Origin of the sequence: Zwartia lucis, assembly GCF_965234455.1 — a bacterium.
In the GTDB taxonomy this organism is placed as follows: domain Bacteria; phylum Pseudomonadota; class Gammaproteobacteria; order Burkholderiales; family Burkholderiaceae_B; genus Zwartia; species Zwartia lucis.
Genome location: NZ_OZ248473.1, coordinates 476634 through 497675, shown reverse-complemented (window position 1 = coordinate 497675; position 21042 = coordinate 476634). Strand labels below are relative to the sequence as shown.

At 51.1% G+C, this 21042-nt stretch carries 22 protein-coding genes; 12 read left to right on the top strand and 10 right to left on the bottom strand.

What is annotated here, in order from left to right; genetic code table 11:
• The first annotated feature begins 14 nt into the window (after positions 1-14).
• The 4 genes from AC8GE9_RS08775 to AC8GE9_RS08760 all read left to right on the top strand — a co-directional run bounded on the left by AC8GE9_RS08775 (position 15) and on the right by AC8GE9_RS08760 (position 3206).
• Complete coding sequence (locus AC8GE9_RS08775) at positions 15-317, top strand: Na+/H+ antiporter subunit G (protein WP_506676776.1); 303 nt, start codon at positions 15-17, stop codon at positions 315-317.
• Positions 314-1018, top strand: coding sequence for an SDR family NAD(P)-dependent oxidoreductase (locus AC8GE9_RS08770; protein WP_506676775.1), 705 nt, complete (start codon positions 314-316; stop codon positions 1016-1018). Before AC8GE9_RS08775 ends, AC8GE9_RS08770 begins: the two co-directional genes overlap by 4 nt.
• Positions 1019-1155: 137 nt before the next feature.
• Positions 1156-2091 carry a sulfurtransferase gene (locus tag AC8GE9_RS08765; protein ID WP_506676774.1) on the top strand — a complete coding sequence of 312 codons (936 nt, stop codon included), beginning with the start codon at positions 1156-1158 and terminating at the stop codon, positions 2089-2091.
• Positions 2092-2132: 41 nt separating this feature from the next.
• The gene (locus AC8GE9_RS08760) at positions 2133-3206 is read left to right on the top strand and encodes a YeeE/YedE thiosulfate transporter family protein (RefSeq protein WP_506676773.1); all 1074 of its coding nucleotides are present in this window, start codon (positions 2133-2135) and stop codon (positions 3204-3206) included.
• A gap of 254 nt (positions 3207-3460) precedes the next feature.
• On the opposite strand, the gene AC8GE9_RS08755 is transcribed toward AC8GE9_RS08760, so the two are convergent.
• Complete coding sequence (locus tag AC8GE9_RS08755) at positions 3461-3838, bottom strand: cupin domain-containing protein (RefSeq protein ID WP_506676772.1); 378 nt, start codon at positions 3836-3838, stop codon at positions 3461-3463.
• 18 nt (positions 3839-3856) lie between these two features.
• On the bottom strand, positions 3857-4816 hold the full coding sequence (locus AC8GE9_RS08750) for a Bug family tripartite tricarboxylate transporter substrate binding protein (RefSeq protein WP_506676771.1): 960 nt from the start codon (positions 4814-4816) through the stop codon (positions 3857-3859).
• 160 nt (positions 4817-4976) lie between these two features.
• On the opposite strand from AC8GE9_RS08750, the gene trhO reads away from it, so the two are divergent.
• A complete protein-coding gene (gene trhO, locus AC8GE9_RS08745) occupies positions 4977-5954 on the top strand; it encodes an oxygen-dependent tRNA uridine(34) hydroxylase TrhO (protein ID WP_506676770.1) in 978 nt (325 codons plus the stop codon).
• On the top strand, positions 5944-6924 hold the full coding sequence (locus AC8GE9_RS08740) for a Bug family tripartite tricarboxylate transporter substrate binding protein (protein ID WP_506676769.1): 981 nt from the start codon (positions 5944-5946) through the stop codon (positions 6922-6924). Before trhO ends, AC8GE9_RS08740 begins: the two co-directional genes overlap by 11 nt.
• A 93-nt stretch (positions 6925-7017) precedes the next feature.
• Here AC8GE9_RS08740 and AC8GE9_RS08735 read toward each other — a convergent pair whose 3' ends face one another.
• Genes AC8GE9_RS08735 through AC8GE9_RS08710 form a run of 6 tightly spaced genes read right to left on the bottom strand, consistent with a single transcriptional unit; the run spans position 7018 to position 13532 of the window.
• Complete coding sequence (locus AC8GE9_RS08735; protein WP_506676768.1) at positions 7018-7983, bottom strand: M14 family metallopeptidase; 966 nt, start codon at positions 7981-7983, stop codon at positions 7018-7020.
• A 27-nt stretch (positions 7984-8010) separates the two neighbouring features.
• The gene (locus tag AC8GE9_RS08730; RefSeq protein WP_506676767.1) at positions 8011-8991 is read right to left on the bottom strand and encodes an ABC transporter ATP-binding protein; all 981 of its coding nucleotides are present in this window, start codon (positions 8989-8991) and stop codon (positions 8011-8013) included.
• A complete protein-coding gene (locus AC8GE9_RS08725) occupies positions 8988-9983 on the bottom strand; it encodes an ABC transporter ATP-binding protein (protein WP_506676766.1) in 996 nt (331 codons plus the stop codon). Before AC8GE9_RS08725 ends, AC8GE9_RS08730 begins: the two co-directional genes overlap by 4 nt.
• Positions 9980-10882 carry an ABC transporter permease gene (locus tag AC8GE9_RS08720; RefSeq protein WP_506676765.1) on the bottom strand — a complete coding sequence of 301 codons (903 nt, stop codon included), beginning with the start codon at positions 10880-10882 and terminating at the stop codon, positions 9980-9982. The genes AC8GE9_RS08725 and AC8GE9_RS08720 overlap by 4 nt, the downstream gene beginning before the upstream one ends.
• Positions 10882-11856, bottom strand: a complete 975-nt coding sequence (locus tag AC8GE9_RS08715; protein ID WP_506676764.1) for an ABC transporter permease — start codon at positions 11854-11856, stop codon at positions 10882-10884. The genes AC8GE9_RS08720 and AC8GE9_RS08715 overlap by 1 nt, the downstream gene beginning before the upstream one ends.
• A gap of 44 nt (positions 11857-11900) precedes the next feature.
• Positions 11901-13532 carry an ABC transporter substrate-binding protein gene (locus AC8GE9_RS08710; protein ID WP_506676763.1) on the bottom strand — a complete coding sequence of 544 codons (1632 nt, stop codon included), beginning with the start codon at positions 13530-13532 and terminating at the stop codon, positions 11901-11903.
• A gap of 219 nt (positions 13533-13751) precedes the next feature.
• Between AC8GE9_RS08710 and AC8GE9_RS08705 the strand changes: the two genes are divergently transcribed.
• The 5 genes from AC8GE9_RS08705 to AC8GE9_RS08685 all read left to right on the top strand — a co-directional run bounded on the left by AC8GE9_RS08705 (position 13752) and on the right by AC8GE9_RS08685 (position 18729).
• The gene (locus AC8GE9_RS08705; protein WP_506676762.1) at positions 13752-14777 is read left to right on the top strand and encodes a TRAP transporter substrate-binding protein; all 1026 of its coding nucleotides are present in this window, start codon (positions 13752-13754) and stop codon (positions 14775-14777) included.
• A 65-nt stretch (positions 14778-14842) separates the two neighbouring features.
• Complete coding sequence (locus AC8GE9_RS08700; protein WP_506676761.1) at positions 14843-15346, top strand: TRAP transporter small permease; 504 nt, start codon at positions 14843-14845, stop codon at positions 15344-15346.
• A 9-nt stretch (positions 15347-15355) separates the two neighbouring features.
• Entirely contained in the window at positions 15356-16642 is a 1287-nt protein-coding gene (locus tag AC8GE9_RS08695; RefSeq protein ID WP_506676759.1) for a TRAP transporter large permease, read from the top strand.
• Between the two features lie 17 nt (positions 16643-16659).
• Positions 16660-17439: an enoyl-CoA hydratase/isomerase family protein gene (locus AC8GE9_RS08690; RefSeq protein WP_506676758.1), complete on the top strand. Its 780-nt coding sequence runs from the start codon at positions 16660-16662 to the stop codon at positions 17437-17439.
• Positions 17440-17496: 57 nt separating this feature from the next.
• The gene (locus tag AC8GE9_RS08685) at positions 17497-18729 is read left to right on the top strand and encodes a CaiB/BaiF CoA transferase family protein (protein WP_506676757.1); all 1233 of its coding nucleotides are present in this window, start codon (positions 17497-17499) and stop codon (positions 18727-18729) included.
• Positions 18730-18750: 21 nt separating this feature from the next.
• Here the strand turns inward: AC8GE9_RS08685 and AC8GE9_RS08680 are convergent, their stop codons facing one another.
• Complete coding sequence (locus AC8GE9_RS08680) at positions 18751-19539, bottom strand: HpcH/HpaI aldolase family protein (RefSeq protein ID WP_506676756.1); 789 nt, start codon at positions 19537-19539, stop codon at positions 18751-18753.
• A gap of 92 nt (positions 19540-19631) precedes the next feature.
• Between AC8GE9_RS08680 and AC8GE9_RS08675 the strand changes: the two genes are divergently transcribed.
• Positions 19632-20303 carry an isochorismatase family protein gene (locus tag AC8GE9_RS08675; protein ID WP_506676755.1) on the top strand — a complete coding sequence of 224 codons (672 nt, stop codon included), beginning with the start codon at positions 19632-19634 and terminating at the stop codon, positions 20301-20303.
• Between the two features lie 41 nt (positions 20304-20344).
• Here AC8GE9_RS08675 and AC8GE9_RS08670 read toward each other — a convergent pair whose 3' ends face one another.
• On the bottom strand, positions 20345-21007 hold the full coding sequence (locus AC8GE9_RS08670; RefSeq protein ID WP_506676754.1) for a nitroreductase: 663 nt from the start codon (positions 21005-21007) through the stop codon (positions 20345-20347).
• Between the last annotated feature and the right edge of the window lie 35 nt (positions 21008-21042).

Below are 21042 nucleotides of genomic sequence, written 5' to 3'. Positions count from 1 at the left end.
GACTGGAGACGATCATGCTTGAAGTCATAACCTCTGTATTGTTGTTGATCGGAGCTTTTTTTATCCTGATGGGTTCGATTGGTCTTGTTCGCTTGCCTGAATTTTTTATGCGACTGCATGCCCCAACCAAGTCTTCGACGCTAGGCGTGGGGGGTGTCTTACTCGCCTCTATGGTCTATGCGTTGAACGAGAGCGTGTTGATTCACGAGTTGATCATTACCTTGTTCGTGTTTGTGACCGCGCCTGTCAGTGCACATTTGCTTTCACAGGCGGCACTTAGGCTCAAATTAAAATCAAAAGCGCGTCTACCTGAATGAAAAGTCTGGGAGAGGGCTATCGCGCGCTGGTGATTGGTGCGACCGGCGCGATTGGTTCTGGTTTTGTTTCGGTTCTGCGAAGCGATCCCAATTGTGCCGAGGTTGTTGAAGTTTCACGCGTGCATTTCCCTGAGTTTGCCTTGGAAAACGAAGCATCGATAATTCAGGTATCCACGCAGGTGAGTCAGCGAGGTCCTTTTGCGCTGATCGTGGATGCGACGGGCGCCTTGACGATCGATGGCAAGGGTCCTGAAAAGCATTTGGGCGCGTTAGACTCAGCGCACTTGATGCGGAGTTTTCAAGTCAATGCGATTGGGCCGGCTTTGTTACTGAAACATTTCTTGCCGCGCTTGGTTTCGGGGCGCGCGATTTATGCCAAGCTTTCCGCACGCGTCGGGAGTATTGCCGACAATAAAAAAGGGGGCTGGTATGGTTACCGTGCCTCTAAGGCTGCGGTCAATATGTTTCTACAGTCAGCGGCGATTGAGTTTGCCCGTAAAAATCCGTCTGCAGTGATTGCCGCTCTACAGCCAGGCACCGTGCAATCAAACCTCACTAAGCCCTTTGTAGGTCAAGAGGGGATTTTGACCCCCTTTGAGTCTGCGAGTGGTTTGTTGCAAGCGTTGGACGTGCTGGGTTTAGATCAGGCGCATCAAGGTGCTTTTTTTATTGACTACAAAGGGCAGGCGATTGATTGGTAGAATGTTTTGCCAATACTGCCTTTATTTTGACTCTATATTCTTTTTGGTTATATAAAGATAGGAAATATGTACTTTAGCTTTAGGGAGCCTAGGTGCAAAATGTGCTCCTCAACCATTTTTCACAGGCATTTTCGGTCATGAAAAAAATAGCTGCATATTTCTTGGGTTTACTGCTGTCTGTTCATGCGTTTGCAGCCGAACCTCTTTTATCCGCGCAAGCTGTACAAGCAGGTCTGAGCGCACCCAATACGGTCATCCTCGATATTCGCGATCCAAAGTCTTATGCCGAAGGTCATATTCTTGGGGCCTTGAATGCGCCTTATGGGACGTGGCGTGGTCCTGCGAGCAACCCAGGTGAGCTTCCTGCGCAAGCAAACTTGACCAAACTCGTGCAACGTTTGGGTTTGACGCCTGACACCCATGTCATCGTGACGTCCTCGGGTAAAGACGATACCGATTTTGGTGCGGCTGCACGCGTGTACTGGACACTCAAAGTATTGGGTCTGCAACACCTCTCCATCTTGAATGGTGGTCTCAAGTCTTGGCAAGCAGCGGGTTTTTCCTTGGACAACAAGCCTGCCACTGCGACGGCCAGTTCTTTTGTTCCAACAATCAATCAAAATATGATTGCGACACGCGAAGAGGTTGTGGCTAAGGTTAACGCGGGTCAAGCTCAGTTGGTCGATGCGCGTCCTGTTGCATTTTTTGATGGTTCGACCCGCCATACCGCTGCCAAAGTACCTGGCACGCTTAAAGGCGCAATCAACGTTGAGCATTCCAAGTGGTTTGAGCCAAACAGCTCCTCGGTTGTTTCCGCGGGCGAAGCAAAAAAGCTGGTCTCTTCAACTCCTGTTAAATTAGACCAAGAAACGGTCTCTTTTTGTAATACAGGTCACTGGGCCGCTACAAACTGGTTTGTCTTGTCTGAGTTAGTCGGCCAGAAAAACGTGAAGCTTTATGCCGGCTCCATGGTTGACTGGACACAGGCTGAGGGTGCGCTCCCCATGGATAACGTGCCCAACCGTTTAAAGCAGTTGTACATCGATGCCCAGTTGAAGCTCGCTAATAAATAAGTTTTATTCAAAAATAAGCTTCAGCCAAGCAACACACTAATATGAAACGCCTCCCCCTGAGTGTATTGCTGTTTTTGTTCTTTATTTTTTTGGCTTGGACAGTGTCCATTCGTCAAGCCGCGTTGTTTGCGGTTGGTCTTGGTATGGGGGCTGCCTTGGCAGGGGCTCGGTTTGGGTTTACGACGGGGTGGCGTCAACTGATTGAGCAGCGAGACCCAAGAGGCGTGATGGGACAGTTAGTCTTGCTTGCCTTGGCTTCAGTGTTTTCTCTGACCTTGCTTGGACAATATCCCGAGTTGACTGCAGCACTGGGTCCTCCAAGTATCAGCTTGCTCGTTGGTGCCTTTGTGTTCGGGCTGACCATGCAGATTGCCGATGGTTGCGGGTCTGGTACCTTGTACAAAGCGGGTCTCGGTATCCCACTCAACATGGGTATTTTGCCGCTCTTTGCGCTGGGGAGCTTTTTAGGCTCCGTGCAAGTCGGTGATTGGCTCAAACTGGGTCAAATCGAGCCCATCGGTTTGGTAACAAAATTTGGTAGTTCGCAGGCCATATTGATCACCTTGCTTGGTTTGGCAATCATGGCCCTGGCGGTCAGGTTGTGGGTCGGTCAGGGGAAAACATGGTGGGATCGCAAATGGCTGATCGGTGCACTTGCGTTGTCCATCCTCGCCGCGCTTAACTTGATCATCGCAGGTCAGCCTTGGGGCGTGGTGTATGGTTTTGGTCTGTGGGCCGCAAAGATTGTGAATGCTGCGGGTTTATTTGATCCTGCAGCGAATGCATTTTGGAGTCAGGCGGGCAATGCCCAGCGTCTCAATGAAATGGTGTTGATGGACATTACGTCCATCACCAACATTGGTATCTTAGGTGGCGCTCTATGGATTTCGGCACGCGCCTCTTCCGACAGTAAACCTTTGACCTCCACGCAGTGGATGGTTGGTTTAGTGGCAGGTTTTCTGATGGGCTATAGCTCGCGTCTGGCGTTTGGTTGCAACATTGGTGCCATGCTCAGCGGGATCTCAACAGGTAGCGTGCACGGTTGGATCTGGGTGCCTCTGGCATTTGCAGGCACATTGATCGGTGTGCGTATCCGCCGTCACTACCAATTCTAAGAGTCGGTAAAAATGATCCCCTCGTCAACAAAATATCAAACGATTTTTTGGGTGTGTTTGATTTCGTTTCTGGTTTGGGATATCGCGGTGTCCCCCCCTGTAGATCTGCGTAATGAGCCGCCCTTAATCGCGGCTGGCTCAGGAAAGCCTTCGAGCGGTGGTCACTGCGCTGTTTCAAAATAAACTGTTTCAAAATAAAAAAAGCCGCCTTGATTGAAAGGCGGCTTTTTTCATCTACAAAAAAGATCAGTACGTTATCGTCTGACACGCTCGGGATGTTCACCATAAGGTGGGCCGTACATGACTAATACTCGGGCAGGCTCGGCACTTGTCACAGAAAAGACATGCATCTTGTCGGCCGGGAAAAAACAAGTATCTCCGACCTCCATCTCAAAGGCTTCACCGTCGACTTCGACATGTGCTGAGCCCGCGAGCAAGTAACAGACCTGTTCAAGCCCCGGATGCGCGTGAGGTAGGGCACCACCCCCGCGCGCAATGGTTCCCAAGACGACTTCGATATGTTTGGCGCCGACATTGTCGGCACCAATCAGTCGACGATTGCTGGTTTCATGATGATTGGCAGGCGAGTAGGGTTGAACGCTCGCCTCCTTGATCAGATATTTTGAGGTCATGATGCCGGTATTTCCTTTTTATTCAGGTTTGACACCCGCACCGCGCAGCATCTCGCCCCAATGCTTGAGTTGAAATTCCACGTATTTGGCAAACTCTTCGGGAGTTTTTGTTGGATCGAGCTCAAATCCGGTTGCGGCAAGTTTTTGCTGAAAGTCTTTGTCAGCAAATACAGCTTGCAGTTCAGTATTGAGTTTGTCCACGATTGGACGTGGCAAGTTGGCAGGTCCAAAAATACCATTCCAGGAGGTCAGATCAAAGCCCTTCACAGTACTTGCGATGGAGGGTACGGTGGGAAAGCTTTGTGAACCTTTGGCTGTTGTGACGGCGAGCGTGCGCACACGATCAGACTTGAGCGCACCCATACCTGAACCTAAGTCCACGACATACACCTGGACCTGGCCTGAGATGAGATCTGTCATCGCTTGGGGGCTGGCTTTGTATGGAATACCGACAATATCAAGGCCTGCAATACGTTTAATCGTTTCCATCGTCACCATGGAGGTGCTGTTTGGCGTTGCATAAGAGAGCTTGCCTGGATTCTTTTTCGCATAGTCAATCAATTCCTGCAAGTTATTGACAGGCAGTTTTGGATTGATCGCCATGGCGAAAGGCAACTCACCGACACGAGCGATCGGGGTGAAGTCCTTGATCGGATCGTAGCTGAGGGTTTTAAACATCCATGGGTTCGCTGAGTGCGAGGTGTTGGTTGTCATGAAGAGCGTGTAGCCATCGGGTGCTGCTTTGGCCACATACTGGGCGGCGATCTGTGCGCTTGCGCCGGCTTTATTTTCAACAATAACTGTCTGCTTGAGGCGCTCTGACAATTTCTGTGCAACGTTACGGGCGACACCATCTGTGCCGCTGCCCGCTGCGAAAGGAATCACGAGCGTAATGGGTTTGTTAGGGTAGGCTTGAGCAAAAACGCTTACCGATAAAGTGAGGGTGGCAATGCCAAGTAGAGTTTGTAACTTCTTCATTGATTTTATCCAAGCTCCTAAAGGGGATTTCTTTTTAGCATAATGGGGCGGCGTCGAGTCAAAAATCTTGAGAGGATCTTCCCTAGCATACGCAGGATCAATAAGCGTATTGACAAGCGATTGACTTTACTGATGCAGGCCAAAAAGGCACAATCACTCTATGCCAACATCTACCTATTTAACCGCAGCGTTCTACTTGTTTGTGGATCTGCCTGACTTTATTGACCGAAAGCAAGCTCTTCTCGAGCATTGTGAACAGCAAAATGTGAAAGGCATGATTCTGTTGGCGCGCGAAGGGATAAACAGTACGATTGCGGGCGCTCCGGCTGATGTTCATGCCGTATTGCGGTATCTTCGTTCCGACCCGAAATTTGCTGCCTTGCAGCACAAAGAGTCCTGGTCTGATTTGCCTCCATTTCACCGTATGAAAGTCCGTCTCAAAAAAGAGATCGTGACGCTAGGAATACCCGGAATTAGTCCAGCAGTGATGGCTGGGACTTACGTGAAACCGCAGGATTGGAATGCACTGATTCGTGATCCGTCTGTGGTGTTGATCGATACACGCAATGATTACGAGGTCGAACTGGGGACCTTTGAGGGTGCGATCGATCCCAAGATCAAAACTTTCACGCAGCTCGTGCAATGGGTGGAGCAGGCTGAGGTTCTCGCGGAAAAAACCGGTAAAAAACCTAAGGTCGCCATGTTTTGCACGGGTGGAATTCGCTGTGAAAAATCCACTGCGCTCATGCGTGCCAAGGGTTTTGACGAGGTCTATCACCTCGAAGGGGGGATTCTCAAATACCTCGAGGAAATTCCTCCGGAGCAAAGCCAATGGAGGGGCGAGTGTTTCGTTTTTGATGATCGTGTGTCTGTCGATCATTCTCTCCAGCGTTCTGGACGTCAGCTCTGTCACAATTGTCGCGATCCTCTGCCTGACGGTGCGATGCAGTCTTCCGAGTTTGAAAAGGGTGTGAGTTGCCCGCGCTGTTTTGCCAAGGGAGACGATGAGCAAAAAAAGCGCGCACGTGAGCGTCAAAAACAGTACGAATTAGCCAAGGCGCGCCGTCAACTGCATATCGGCGCTAAGATATCTACCAATCATTCTTCATCCCTTCTTAGAGAAATTAATGAAAATTAAACAAACACTTGCGGCTCTGACGAGTGCCGTGTTGCTGAGCAGCCTAGGTGCTGTTGCCTTGGCCCAAGAGTTTCCACCCACTAAGGCCGTGACGTTGTATGTCGGCTTCCCTCCAGGGGGTGCGAATGACATCGCCGCGCGTATTATTGGCAAAAAGCTTTCAGAAAATATTGGACAAAAAATTGTTGTTGATAACAAACCGGGCGCGGGTGGCAATATCGTGACTGCGTTAGTGGCGAATGGCCCCTCTGATGGATCGGTCATTTTGCTGGGCTCGATTGGCCCCCTGTCCATTGCTTCACATTTGATGAAAATCCCTTACGACCCTGTCAAGGATTTGGCTCCACTCGCAATGGGTGGTAGTTTTCCAAATGTGCTGTTAGTGTCTCCGGATTCTGGCATTAAAACGCTGAAAGACTTGGTGGATCGCGCCAAAAAAGAACCTGGCAAACTCACCTACGCATCGACGGGAGCAGGCTCTGCATCCCATCTCCAGGGAGAGTTGTTTAATCAGCGCGCGGGCGTGGATATTGTGCACGTCCCTTACAAGGGTGGCGGTGCGGCGACTGTTGATGTCATCGGTAATCGTGTGACGGTGTACTACTCCGCATTGCCTTCGGCAGCACCCCACATCCGTTCGGGTAAGTTGATTCCTTTGGCCGTGACAGGTGATACCCGTGCTGATATCTTTCCTGATATCCCTACGATTGCCGAGTCGGGATATCCAGGATTTGATGCGAGAAATTGGTATGCCTTCGTCGCATCCTCCAAAACATCTCCTGCGATTTTAGATCGTTGGAATCAGGAAATCGTCAAAGTGATTACGGACAAGGAAGTGACCGCTGCATTGCACTCTCACGGGCTGACGCTTGAGCCTGGTTCCAGAGATGATTTGGCTAAGTACATTGCTAAAGAGTCCGATACTTGGAGCAAAATCATTAAGGATCGAAACATTAAAATTGACAATTAATCGTTGAGTTTCTAATCACATCCGCTCGGATAACAAAAAGGCGATGCTAGCATCGCCTTTTTGTTGAGTGGGGTCATACATGCAGAGACCTAATCAGTCCTCAAATTGCCCAAAACGAACGGTCGTTGAACCGACCTTGACATTCGAGGTTGAGGGCATCACTAACACGGTGTTGTCGTAGGGCACGCGAATGGTATGTTCTCCATCCGTCGCCACGATGTCGCCTTTTTTAGGCACGACTTCCAAGCCCTTGAAGTCCTTGTTGAAACGGAATCCCGTAGACTTGGCGACAACGGCTTCGGTCACGCGCACGATGCGTTGATGAGTGCATACGGGTAGGCGTAACGCAGGCTTGACAAAAGCATCGTCCACCATATCAAAGAGTCGCAAAAAGCGCAGCAAGGTGTCGTTCGCAACATCCGCAGAAGACTTTTCCCAGTGTTGACCACACTCGATCAAGATGCCAGTGCGTGGGTCATCGGGTTTTCCAAAACCTCCACGTTCAATCATCCTCAGACCAGCAGGATGTCCCGTATCGATCAACAGATACTCAGGAATGCCCAGGCGTTTTGACAGCGCAGCACTTTTTTCTCCACCCTGACCGGTCGCGCCACACACCATGATCGGAGCACAGGGCTCGGACATAGAATGAATATCGAGTAAATAGTCCGCAGCATCAACAAAAGGCTGAAGGACGCGTGCACGGCGTAGCTCCGCAGAGTCACGTGAGCCGAACAACACATCATCGCCCCAGACACGGTTAAAGTCCTCGTCGATGTAACGACTCGCACTTGGTTTTTCTGGATCCCAGCGGGCGTAGGCAAGAACGTTTGCAAAGGCGATCGTCAGACGACCGACAAGAGGTTTGACTTGTTGGCGTAGAAACCAGTCCATGGCAATCGCACCACAAAACTCGTTGCCATGCGTCAGCGCCTGAACCATGACATGTGGACCAGGTCGACCTGAATCAAAGCTCCACACGTAGGGGACACCCGTGTTGCCGTTTTCCCACGCGCTGATGTCGGGCGCTTGGATTTCGATCGGGTAGGGTAGTTTCATTTTGTAACTTTTTGAAAGAGATTTAGATTAGTTGGGATCGTTGAGATGGCAGGCGGAGTGCCTGCCGGGACTGATTTCTCTCAGCAAGGGTGCTTCGACGGAGCATCGCGGCATTGCTTTGGGGCAGCGTGGATGGAAATGGCAGCCTGGCGGCGGGGCGAGGGGAGAGGGAATCTCACCCCTAATCGGTACAAAGGTACGATGCTTTCTGTCGATCCTGGGAATTTCCTCGAGCAGAGCTTGCGTATAGGGATGATTCGGCGCGGCAAATAACTCTTCCGTTGGGGCGATTTCTGCCACCCGACCCAGGTACATCACCACGACACGGTTGGACAAGTGTCTGACGACGCCCAGGTCGTGACTGATAAAAAGATAGGTCAGACCCAGCTCATCACGTAGATCCATGAATAAGTTGAGGACTTGCGCTTGAATCGATACATCGAGAGCCGCGACGGCCTCGTCACACACCAGAAACTCAGGTTTGACAGCCAAGGCACGGGCGATACCGATCCGGGCACGCTGCCCCCCTGAAAATTGATGTGGGTAGCGTTGCATGTAAGTTGGATCAAGTCCGACGCGAGTCAGCATCGCGGCAGTATATTCACTCTGTTGCGCGCGATCGACAAGGCCATGCACGCGGGGTGCTTCACCGACAATATCGATGACGCGCATGCGCGGATTGAGTGAGGCGAAGGGATCTTGAAAAATCAGTTGTACGGGGCGACGCACGCCACTTTCGCTTTCGAGCGGCTGACCGCGATAACGTACTGTGCCCTCAGTGGGCGTATGGAGTCCGCATCCTAGGCGACCTAGCGTTGACTTGCCACATCCGGATTCGCCTACGAGTCCGACCACTTCGCCTTGGTTGATCGTAAAGGTCACGTTGTCCACGGCATGGACAGTCTGTTCTTTTATATTTGAACCAAAGACATTGGCGATTTTTTCAAAAATATCGAGTTTTTTGCCGAAGCGTTTTGAGACTCGATCAAAAGCTAATAATTCGGTCACGCTGCGCTCTCCGAGGAAGCCGTGGAAGGCTGCTGAACGATAGGATTCCAACAGCGAGTCGTACGCGAGCCGATCGCAACCATCTCTGGCATTAGTGCGCATGCCGGGGTGACATGCGTGCAGCGTGCCTCGAAAGCACAGCCCGCTCCTAGTTGCATGATCGAAGGAGTCGAGCCTGGAATCTGTCGCAGCCGCTGTCCTGGTATCGTGGTGGCGGGTACCGAGTCGAGCAAACCACGGGAGTAGGGATGTGTCGGATCATTTAGCACATCTTCGGCTGGTCCTTGTTCGACGATACGACCGGCATACATCACGGCAATTTTATCGGCCAACCCTGCGACAACAGCCAAATCGTGCGTAATCCAGATGAGCGCCGTACCAGACTGACTGACGAGTTGTTGCATTTCATATAGGATCTGACCTTGTACGGTGACATCGAGAGCCGTAGTGGGTTCATCCGCGATAATCAAATCAGGTTTATGCAGCATGGCGATCGCGATTGCGACGCGTTGCCGCATCCCGCCTGAAAACTGATGGGGATACTGACCCAGACGCTCGCTTGGCGAGGCGATGCCGACTTTACCCAATACTTCGACACAGCGTTCACGCGCGACGGCTCGTCTGACGGACTCGTGCGCGAGCACGGTTTCGATCATCTGCGTTTCCACGGTCAACACAGGATTGAGCGTCATCATTGGATCTTGAAAGATCATGGCGATTCGACGTCCACGCAGGCGTCGGAGTGTTTCATCATCGGCACCGACAAGTTCTTGACCGTCAAAAACGATGCTGCCACTTGCAATTTTTCCAGGGGCATCCACGAGCCCCATGATGGAGAAGCCCGTCACAGACTTGCCAGAGCCTGATTCACCGACTAAACCAAGCACTTCACCACGCTTGAGTTCGAACGATACGTCCGCAACAGCCGGAAGAATGCCGTCCCTCGTGGCGAACTCCGTACGAAGACCTTTGACTGTTAAAAGCGCGCTCATCGTGACAACCTCGGATTCAAGATGTCACGCATTTGGTCACCGACTAAATTGATCGCCAAAATCGTCAGGAGAAGTGCAATACCGGGGTAGACGCTGATCCAGTATTTACCGGAAAGCAGATATTCGTAACCATTAGAGATTAACAAGCCGAGTGAGGGCTCGGTCGCTGGCAAACCTAAGCCTAAAAAGGAGAGGGTGGCTTCGAGTGCGATCGCATGCGCGACTTGGACAGTCCCCACGACGATGAGTGGCGCCATGGCATTGGGGAGCAGGTGACGCAAGACAATGCGTGAGCCCTTTAAACCCAGGGAGCGGGCGGCTTCGACATATTCTTTGCCGCGTTCGACCAAGGCGGCCGATCGAGCGGTACGCGCATAGTAGGCCCATTGGACGCTGACCAAAGCAATGATGATTTTGTCCACCCCTTTGCCTAGGACGGCGAGCAGGACCAACGCAACCAAAATGGCGGGAAAACCAAGCTGAATATCCACCAGGCGCATGATGACTTGCTCGAAGCGACCACCCAAGTGCGCAGCCAACACGCCTAGAACGCTACCGATCACGAGCGCAATGATGCCGCTGGTCAAGCCGACATAGAGAGAAACGCGCAACCCGTAAAAGATGGCTGAAACCATATCCCGACCTTGACCGTCCGTACCCAGCAGATAGGTCTGTCCGTTCAGGCCTTTTTCTCCAGGTGCCAGACGTGCATCCATCAGGTCCAGAGACGCGAGATCATACGGGTTTTGGGGTGAGATCCAAGGCGCAAAGAGCGCAGTGAACATGACCACGACCAACATCACAAGACCGACCATCGCGACAGGACTTTCGGCGAATTGCGAACATAAACGCTTGAAAGGCGTTTGCACCTTGATGACCGGGATAATAGCTTCGCTCATCAGTTTTGCTCCGCAATGCGTACTCTTGGGTCTAAAAGAGAGTAAAGAATATCAACCACCAAATTAATAATGATGTACATCGCGACCACGACCAGAAGGTAAGCCACGACTACGGGACGATCCAATTGGAAAATGGAGTCGATGACAAGCTTGCCCATGCCAGGCCACGCAAAAATTGTTTCGGTCACGATTGCGTAAGCAATCACAGAGCCTAGTTCCAGTCCAATGACAGTGACCAGCGGGATGAGGATGTTTTTCAACAGATGAACACCGACCACACGGCTCGATTTGAGCCCTTTGGCGCGCGCGAATTTGATGTAGTCAAGCAGGCTTTGCTCGCGGGTCTGGGCTCGAGTCAGCCGGATAATCAGCGCGAGTTTTAAAAGCGCCAAGTTCAGCGCAGGGAGAAATGCGTATTTGAGACCTTCCCAGCTAAATATTGATAATTGCAGGCCAAAAACATCGGTGGTGGGACCACGGCCTGTCGAGGGTAACCATCCCAAGGTGACAGCAAAAAACAGGATCAGGAGTAAGCCCACCCAGAAAGTCGGTAAAGAAAAGCCGACGATCGAACTCGTCATGATGATTCTAGAAAAGGGAGAGTTTGGCCTCAGTCCGGCATAAAGACCAAGCGGTATGCCGAGAAACACCGAAATCACCATCGCCAGAACGGCGAGCTCCATGGTGGCGGGCATTCTTTCGAAGATGATTTCCAGCGCAGGTTTTGCGTAAACAAAAGAGTTGCCGAGGTTGCCGGTCAGGGCCCCTTTGAGAAACAGGTAGTATTGCTCGACGACGGGCTTATCGAGACCAAGCGCGACCCGAGCGCGCTCTTTCTCAATTTGATCCGCCTCAGGATGGACCAAAATCTCAATGGGATCTCCAACAAGATAAAGACCCCCGAACACCAAAATTGACGTAACAAACAACACCAACAAGGACTGTGCCAAACGACGAAGGATAAAAGCGGTCACTGGTTACAAGTCCTTTGTTGGTGAGGTGAAACGTTGGGCGTCAATTATTTGGCACGTTTAACGTCGTGAGCCAGTGTGGATTGATCCGCACGACCTGGGTACGTAACGCCTTTGCGTGAAGCCCAAGTACTGACTTCATAGTGCAGAGGAATCAGACCCATGAGTTCGATGGCTTTTTCGCTGGCAAGCGCCAAGGCGGCATCACGCTTTTCGTCATCGATAATCACAACCGCTTGCGCAATGAGTGAATCTAACTCGGGGCTTGAGAACCGTCCCCGATTTGCACCGCCCATGCCAGCCTTTGGATCATTGGTGGCGAGTAAGGCGCGCAGAGGGGAAGAAGTGTCACCCGAAGCGGCACCCCAACCCGCCAAAATGAAGGAGAACTCCATTTTACTGGCGCGTGAAAAGAAGATATTGGAGGGCATGGTGTCGACTTTGGTCGGAATGCCATTGCGTGACAAAAACTGTGCCACGGCTTGAGCAGTCGCGCCATCGTTGATGTAGCGGTTGTTGGGTGAATGCAGGGTCACACCAAAACCATTCGGGTAGCCTGCTTCGGCCATCAGTTTTTTAGCACCAGCTGGGTCGTAGGCATCGGGTTTGAGTTTTTTGCTCGTACCAAAAAACACTTCGTCTAGCAACTGACCGGCAGGAATCGCCTGATCTTCCATGACGCGCGAAACAATCACGTTTCGGTCAATCATCTTGCTCAGAGCACGGCGAACGCGCGCATCTGTAAAAGGGTTTGCCTCGAGAGGTTTGCCATCAGCCGTAGTCACGAACGGCGTGTTTGTTTTGCGATCACTGTCCATGTGCAGATAAATCATGCGATTCGAGACAGCATTGGACACCTCGACGCGCTTATCTTTCTTGAGTTTGGCAGCATCCGCAGTCGGTACGCCCTCGATCATGTGTACATCACCAGAAAGCAAGGCCGCGACGCGAGCAGGAGCACTTGTAATGATGCGAAAGGTGACCTTGTCCCAGTCGGGCTTATCGCCCCAGTAGTCATTGTTGCGTGTGATGATGACACGGTCGCCCGAGACATACTGTTGAAAACGGAATGGACCTGTACCGATCATCGCTTTGCCAGAATTGAAATCCTCGGTCTTGGCTGTTTCTGCGATCGCTTTGGGCACAATCGCAACGGACACCATATCGGAGGGCAGCAGAGGATAGGGTGTCTTAGTTTTGAAACGGATGGTGTGATCATCGACAATGTTGACGTCAGTAATCGCGCGGACAAACACAGCGAAGGAAGCCGGGCTATTCGGCACGTTAGGAATGCGTTTAATCGTGGCAGCAACGTCTTGTGCGGTGAAGGGTTCGCCGTTATGCCATTTCACACCTTTGCGGAGTTTAAATTCCCACTCGGTGTCGGATAAGGCTTTCCAAGACTCAGCCAATCCGGGGTAAGTTTTAAGCGCCGCATCCGTTTTGACCAAGGTCTCAAAGACATGGGCAGCCATTGCGTTGTTGGGCGTCAGATTATGGAAATGGGGGTCAACCGTTGTCACAGGCGTCGACAGCGCGATCGAAAGGTCTTTGATTTCCTGAGAAAAGGAAACTGTCGACCAAGAAGCGGTCAAGGCAATAGAGGCGGCTAAGGAAGCACCGACTAACAACCGGCGCACTGGATTCATACCGAATTTTTGTGATTTTGACGCAGTCATGACATAGGTCCCAGATCAAAGTAGTAACGCCCTTCAATGTACCGGCTGGCCACGTAAGTGACAACCGTATTGCCTAATGGTTTACCAGTATTGGCATATAGGTAGGATTTCTCATTCATCTATTTTTAGTGTAAAAGTGAGTGTGTTATTAACAAATGAGGCAAAGGCGGTTTATTAAATATATGTAATCCAACATCAGGTAGGGCTAAGGAGACAACGATGAGCAAAAAAACAAATAGTTTCATCACACGACGTTCTTTCAATGCAGGTTTGCTATGTGCTGCGCTCGGAACGGCTGGCATGGGTGCATCTTTTCAGGCGCTTGCGCAGCAGCAACCGATCGAGATCAAGCTTGGACACGTAAGTGCGCCTGGCTCTTTATATGATTTGACGGCGACAGAGTTTGCCAAGCGTGCGAATGCGAAACTTGGCAACAAGGCCAAAGTCGTGATCTTTGGTTCAAGCCAACTCGGTGGCGACAAAGAAATGGTTCAGAAACTCAAGCTCGGCACACTCGATCTCTCGATTCCTTCGAGTGTCATGAGTTCGGAGTCGGATTTGTTCGGTATTTTTGAATTGCCTTATCTTGTGCAGGATCGCGAGCACATGAAGCGTATTTCGAAAGAGGTCGTTTGGCCCACACTCGTTCCTGCCGCCGAGAAAAAAGGTTTGCGCGTGATCGGAGTCTGGGAAAACGGTTATCGACATATCACCAACAACAAAAAACCCATCGTCAAACCTGAGGATCTCAAGGGGATCAAGTTGCGCGTGCCTGAAGGCAAGTGGCGCGTGCGCATGTTCCAAGATTACGGCGCCAATCCAAGCCCGATGAAGTTTTCCGAACTGTTCACCGCCCTGCAAACAGGTGTGATGGATGGTCAAGAAAATCCATTGACGCAGATTTACTCCTCTAAGCTAAACGAAGCACAGAAATATATCTCGATGTCGGGTCATGTATACGTCCCTGCTTACTTGACTGCGGGCTCACGCAAGTGGGAAAAGCTGCCAGCTGATGTGCGCAAGATTTTGGAGGAAACCGCGATCGAGGTGCAAGATTATGCCTACGAGATGGGTGCTAAAGGCGATAACGAGTTGCTCGCAAAAATCACCGCGAGTGGCAGGACTGCTTCTAATGATGTAGATAAAAAGGCATTTGTCGAGGCTAGCAAACAGATTTATGCTGATTTCGGTAAAGAGGTCAACGGTGCTCCAGTCTTGATCAACAAGGTTAATTCACTTCGTTAAGGCCTGATGAGGGCGCCTGTGATGGGCGCCCTTTCTCTTTATCCATTTAACAGGAGTGTTCAATCATGTCTCAAGCGGCAACGATGCCTTCGGACTTCGGGCGGCTCCGCACCGCCTATGGTCATTTTCTAACGCTAGTGGTCAGTGTGTTGATGGTGACCTTGTTTGTCGAGGTGACTTTGGGCGTCATTTTTCGGACAATTGGTCAGCCACTGGTGTGGTACGACGAGGTGGCTTCCATATTGTTGGCGTGGCTAACGTTTTATGGCTCGGCACTTGCCTCGTTCAATCGAGCCCATATCGGTTGTCCGGAAATTATCGACATGTGTGCGCCGAAATACAGACGCGCACTAGGTATCTTTTCACAGATCATTGTGATAGTTTTTTTCGGCATGCTGGGTTGGTATGGCATGGATATTATGCCTATCCTGGCGACTGACTTTATGTCGAGTCTTCCGGATGTGTCGATGGCGGTTGCTCAGTCGGTGATTCCGATCTCAGCTTTACTGATTCTGATCGGAGAGTTTCTGGCTCTTTATGATCTTGTCATCAAACCGATTCAGGACTGAGGCCGCATCATGCAAACCATTATCTTGATTTTCGGCGCTGTCTTAGCGCTTGTCTTTATCAATGTCCCGATCGCTGTTTCCTTGGGGGTCGTCGCGACGATTGCGATGGTGCTCTCAAGTGGTCCGGACATCATGCCCAACCTGCCGGTTGTGATGTATCAAAGCGCCACGAATTTTCCTTTGTTGGCGATACCTTTGTTCATTCTGGCTGGCGCCATCATGAACTCCTCAGGGATTTCACATCGTCTTGTCGAGTTGGCTTCTGCGCTGTTTGGTTGGATCCGCGGCGGCTTGGCGCATGTCAATATTGGTACTTCCTTGTTCTTTGCCGAGATCTCTGGTTCTGCGGTCGCTGACGTCGCTGCGATAGGCTCGGTTTTGATTCCAGAGATGAAACGTAAGGGTTACTCCGCGGCATTTAGTGCTGCGGTGACATCATCGTCGGCGACGTTGGCGGTGATTATTCCACCTTCGATTCCGATGATTCTCTATGCGGTCATGGCCGAAACTTCTGTTGTGAAGCTCTTTGTCGCGGGTATCATTCCTGGTCTGATTGGCGGTTTGGGCATGATGGTGCTGTCTTACTTTCTCGCTAAACGCTATAACTTGCCGATCGAAGACAAGTTTTCTGGCCGAAGGGTGTGGAAGGCGATGCTCGGTGCCGGATGGGCATTGTTGCTACCTTTCATTATTTTGGGGGGTATTTTTGGTGGCGTGGTGACTGCGACCGAGGGTGCAGCACTCGCAGTGGTGGCGGCACTCTTTATTGGTTTGGTGATTTACCGCGAACTCGACTGGGCGCACTTAAAAGCGTCTGTCATAGAAGGTGGGGTGCAGACCGCCACCGTGATGCTACTTGTTGCGGCCAGCGGTTTGCTTGGAACATATTTGACCGAGGCCTCCGCCCCACAGCAACTGGCGGCACATGTGTCCGAGTTCACTTCCAATAAGTACGCCGTGCTTGCCTTGCTGAATGTACTTTTTCTTTTCTTAGGCGTTTTCTTGCACTCCGCAGCAGCGATTATCTTAGTGGTGCCTGTGGTGATGCCTCTTGTTTTAGCGGTTGGCATTGATCCCGTGCATTTCGGCTTGATCGTCACGATTAATCTTGGTATCGGTCAGCAGACGCCGCCAGTCGCGAGTGTCTTGATGGTGGCGAGTTCGATCGCGAAATGCAGCGTATGGGAAACCACGCGCGTCAATATTTATTTCATCGGCGTTCTGTTTGCCGTGTTGATGCTTGTAACCTACGTGCCTATTACAGGTATGGGTTTAGTCAATTATTTTTATAACTAATTGGAGTTTGATTGATCATGTCTGAACTTTTGTTGCAGTCCCGTGCTGACGATATCGTGACCTTGACGATTAATCGTCCAGAAAAGCTCAATGCGATGACCAAGCCCCTGTGGGGCGAGCTAGGCGATACGATTGTCGCCTTGTCCGCGCAGGACGATGTGCGTTGCATCATATTGCGCGGTGCCGGAGAAAAAGCCTTTTCTCCTGGTAATGACATCAGTGAGTTTGAAACGCAGCGTTCCAACAAGGCTCAGGCGACTGAGTACGGACACTTTATGCATCAGACGGTTAAAAAAATAAAGAGTTGTCGTCATCCGATCGTCGCGCAAATTCACGGTATTTGCGTGGGTGGTGGCATGGAGATCGCCGCCTTGGCCGATATGCGGATTTGCGGGACCTCAAGTCGCTTTGGCGCACCGATCAAAAATTTGGGTTTGGTGATGGCCTATGACGAAATGGAGCCGATTGCCTCCCTGATCGGCGCTTCAAAAGCACTTGAGATCTTGCTTGAAGGGCGTATTTTTGATGCACAAGAAGCCTTGCGCATCGGACTCGTTTCGCGCGTAGTGGCCGATGATCAAGTCGCGGCAGAAGCGCTCGCGACCGCGCAGCGCATTGCTGCAGGTGCACCTTTGGTTGCGCGTTGGCACAAGCAATTTGCTCGTCGTCTCAAAGACGACACCCCCTTGACGGATAAAGAGCGTGAGGAATGTTTCGAGTGCTTTGATACCGAAGATTTCCGCATTGGCTACAAATCATTTTTAGCTAAACAAACGCCTAAATTTGTAGGACGCTAGGTTGTTTGATTAAAAACGTTGTCAGTTATTTTTTCACATCGAGTTGAGTTGAGCGCAATGAGTCAAACAGAGAAGTCTTTCCCCATGCCCACGGGGCCGCTCGCGGGCGTTTGTGTTCTTGAGCTTTCACAGATCATGGCGGGTCCTACCTGCGGAATGATGTTGGCCGATATGGGCGCCGATGTCATCAAGATTGAGAAAATCCCAAAAGGCGATGACTCGCGGGGCTATCAAGATCCCCGTATCAATGGTGTATCCGCACCATTTCTGGTGTTGAATCGCAATAAGCGCGGTGTGGCGCTCGATCTTAAAAGTCCCAAAGGCGCAGACGTTCTCAAGCGCATGGTGCTCAAGGCCGATGTGCTGACTGAGAACTATCGCCGCGGCACGCTGGAAAAACTCGGCGTTGGCTATGAAACCCTAAGACAGCTCAATCCTGGTTTGATCTATAGCGTGGTGTCGGGCTATGGTCGAACGGGACCTTTGGCCGACAAGGGTGGCTTTGACCTGATTGCGCAAGGTTTCAGTGGATTGATGAGTATCACAGGTCACCCAGGCGGTCCTCCCGCTAAGACGGGAAATCCGGTGTCTGATATCAATGCCGGTATTTTGGCGTGCGTGGGCATCTTGGCCGCATTGGTGCATCGTGGCAAAACCGGGCAGGGCCAGGTGGTCGATACATCTTTGATGGAAGCGGCGATGCAGCAAACGTATTGGCAAGCCGCCATGTTTTTTGCGACAGGTATTTCAGCAGGCCCAGGCGGATCGGCGCATCCTTTGACCGCACCCTATCAGGCGTTTAAAACAGCGAATGGTTACCTGAACATTGGTGGTGCAAATCAAGCCAACTGGGAGCGTGTCGCGGAGACGCTAGGGCATCCCGAGTGGAAGACCGATCCTCGTTTTGAGACCAATACGATTCGTTTGGCCAATCGTGAGGCACTTGAGGGTTTAATTGAGTCTGAATTACGTAAAAAGACGACTGCGGAGTGGATCGTGATTTTTGATGCGACGGGTGTGCCTGCAGGGCCCGTCCATACGATCGAAGAGGCCTTCAGTCATCCTCAGGCCATTGCTCGAGAAATGGTGGTGGAGTCCGTGCACCCCAAGGCGGGTCTCGTGAAAGGCGTCGGATTTCCGATCAAGTTTTCTGAGCTGCCTCGCACTGCCGTTCTACCTGCCCCTGAATTAGGCGAGCATACGGTTCAAGTCTTGAGAGAGTTTGGATTTAAAGATGGAGAAATCAACGACCTTGTGCGTGACAAGGTCGTCTTAGATGCATCTCAGTGATGCTGAGTAAGTGTGTGACGCTTACGCACTGCGGCCACTGACAAATTGACGGCAGTTGGAGAGCAAGGTATCGCTGGCTTTGGCCAGCAAGCCTTGATCTGAACCTAGCCCGACCATTTTGTAGCCCCATTCGATATAGCGGTGCGCATCGGCTTCGTTGGCTGCAAGGATGCCGATTGACTTGCCGTGTTTGGCGGCAATCGCAGGCAGCGACTGGATGGCTTTTTGTACCTCAGGATGATGTTGCTGACCCAGAAACCCCATGCTAGCAGCCATGTCGTTGGGGCCAATGAAGGCACCATCGACGCCTTCAACACGAATGATCGAATCAAAATATTTCACACCATCAGCGGATTCGATTTGAACGAGTACGCAGAGTTGTTCGTCTGCGTTTTGCGCATAGTTGGCAACGCGTCCCCAGCGATTGGCACGCTGTTGACCGGCGACACCTCGAATGCCGCGATGTGGGTAGCGTGTTGAGCGGACAATTTCCTGCGCTTGGTCAGCGGATTCTACGTTGGGCAAAATAAGGGTGCGCACGCCCATATCCAGATATTGTTTGACTAAATCTTTGTCAAATTTAACCAGGCGCACGGCAGGCTCTAAGTTGTAGCCTCCAAGCATTTGAATTTGAGTCAAGACAGTATGCATATCATTGGGGGAATGCTCCATGTCAAGTGTGAGCCAGTCATATCCAGAACTCGCCACAATTTCAGTCGAGTAGCTGCTTGATAACGCACACCACAGTCCTAATTGAATTTGTTTGTTGTAAAGGGCTGCTTTAAGAGAATTTGGTTTGAGCATCGTCATGTGAGTTTGTCTTTTCTTTTATGATGAATAGGCTTGATGTTAAAACACCTTGTTGCAGTTTACTAAGAAGTTAAAAGAAAGAGGATATTCAGATGGATAAGTTGGAAAAATGGCGTGGTTATGTGCCTGATGCGGAACTTGAAACCTACAAAAAGGGTGGTTTTGGAGAGCGCATCGGCATGGGCGCGCGTGTGGCTCTGCTCAACGTAGATACGACGTATATGTTCGTCGATCCTTCTTATTCGATGTGTGGACGGGATATGACCTCCGTCACCGATGCTGTCACGGCATTGACTCAACAGTTTCGCGCGCTTGATTTGCCGATTTATTACAGCCGTCGCGATGATCGCAGCCACCCCACCTATCGAGGTGTCTGGAATTACAAACTAGCCAATCCTGATGCGTTTCAGTACCACAGCGATCCGCGTGCGGATCAATGGCCAGAAGCGTATGCACCGCGTCCGATGGATCGCATTGTCCTCAAAAATAAACCCTCTTGTTTTTTTGGTACTCCACTCGAGTCATTTTTGCGCTACGACGGCATCGACACGATTGTTGTGTGCGGCATCTCTACGTCTGGTTGTGTGCGCGGTGCCGTGTCAGATGCTTTTGCGCATAATTTCAGAGTCATCGTGGTCGAAGAGGCGTGCGGCGATCGCAGTCCTCAGGCCCATCAGGCCAATCTATTCGATATGGATATGAAGTCCGCTGATGTCGAAGCGCTGGCTTACGTGCAGGAGCAGCTTAATGCTCGGTTTGCCTGAGGGGTTTTTAAGTATCCGTGTCATGCCTCGCTCACAGCGAGTTAGCGATGCCATGTTGTAAATTCGTCGACGTCCATTCTTGTACTTTGATAGCTATTGATGGGGGCTTCCATATCTGGATAACCCAGAGACATCGACACGATGAGTTTTTTGCTGGAGGGGATTTCTAAACATTGACGGATGGCATCTGGATAGCCCGAAACGGAGGCCTGCATACAGGTGCCTAGTCCGGCCCCGTGCGCTGCGAGAGTAAAGGACTGAAGGAATAATCCCATGTCCAGCGTGGACCAATGCTCCAGGGACGCATCCATAAAAAAGAAGGCCGCACACGGCGCACCAAAAAATTTAAAATTTTGCAGACGTAAATCATTTCGTAATTTTTGGTCGTCGCGACCAATGCCGAGCGCGTTAAAACGGCGCGTGCCGTGATCTTTGGAGCGAAAATCAAGGGCGGCGGGCCAGGATTCTGGGGCAGGAAAATCGTACTTGGGAGGTGTGTTGTCGCTGGCAAGCTTAAAAAGCACTTCGGCCAAGGCGTCACGTTTCGCACCGGTGACGATGGAAACCTCCCAGGGTTGGGTGTTTTTATAGGAGGGACTGCGTCCCGCGGCTTGTAAAACCTCTCTGAGCAGCGTCTCTGGGACTGGGGTTGATTTAAAGGCCCGAATACTTTGACGCGAATTGATGCCTTGCAGTAAATCCATTTTAGAGTCCCCTCGGAATTATTATGCGAGGATTG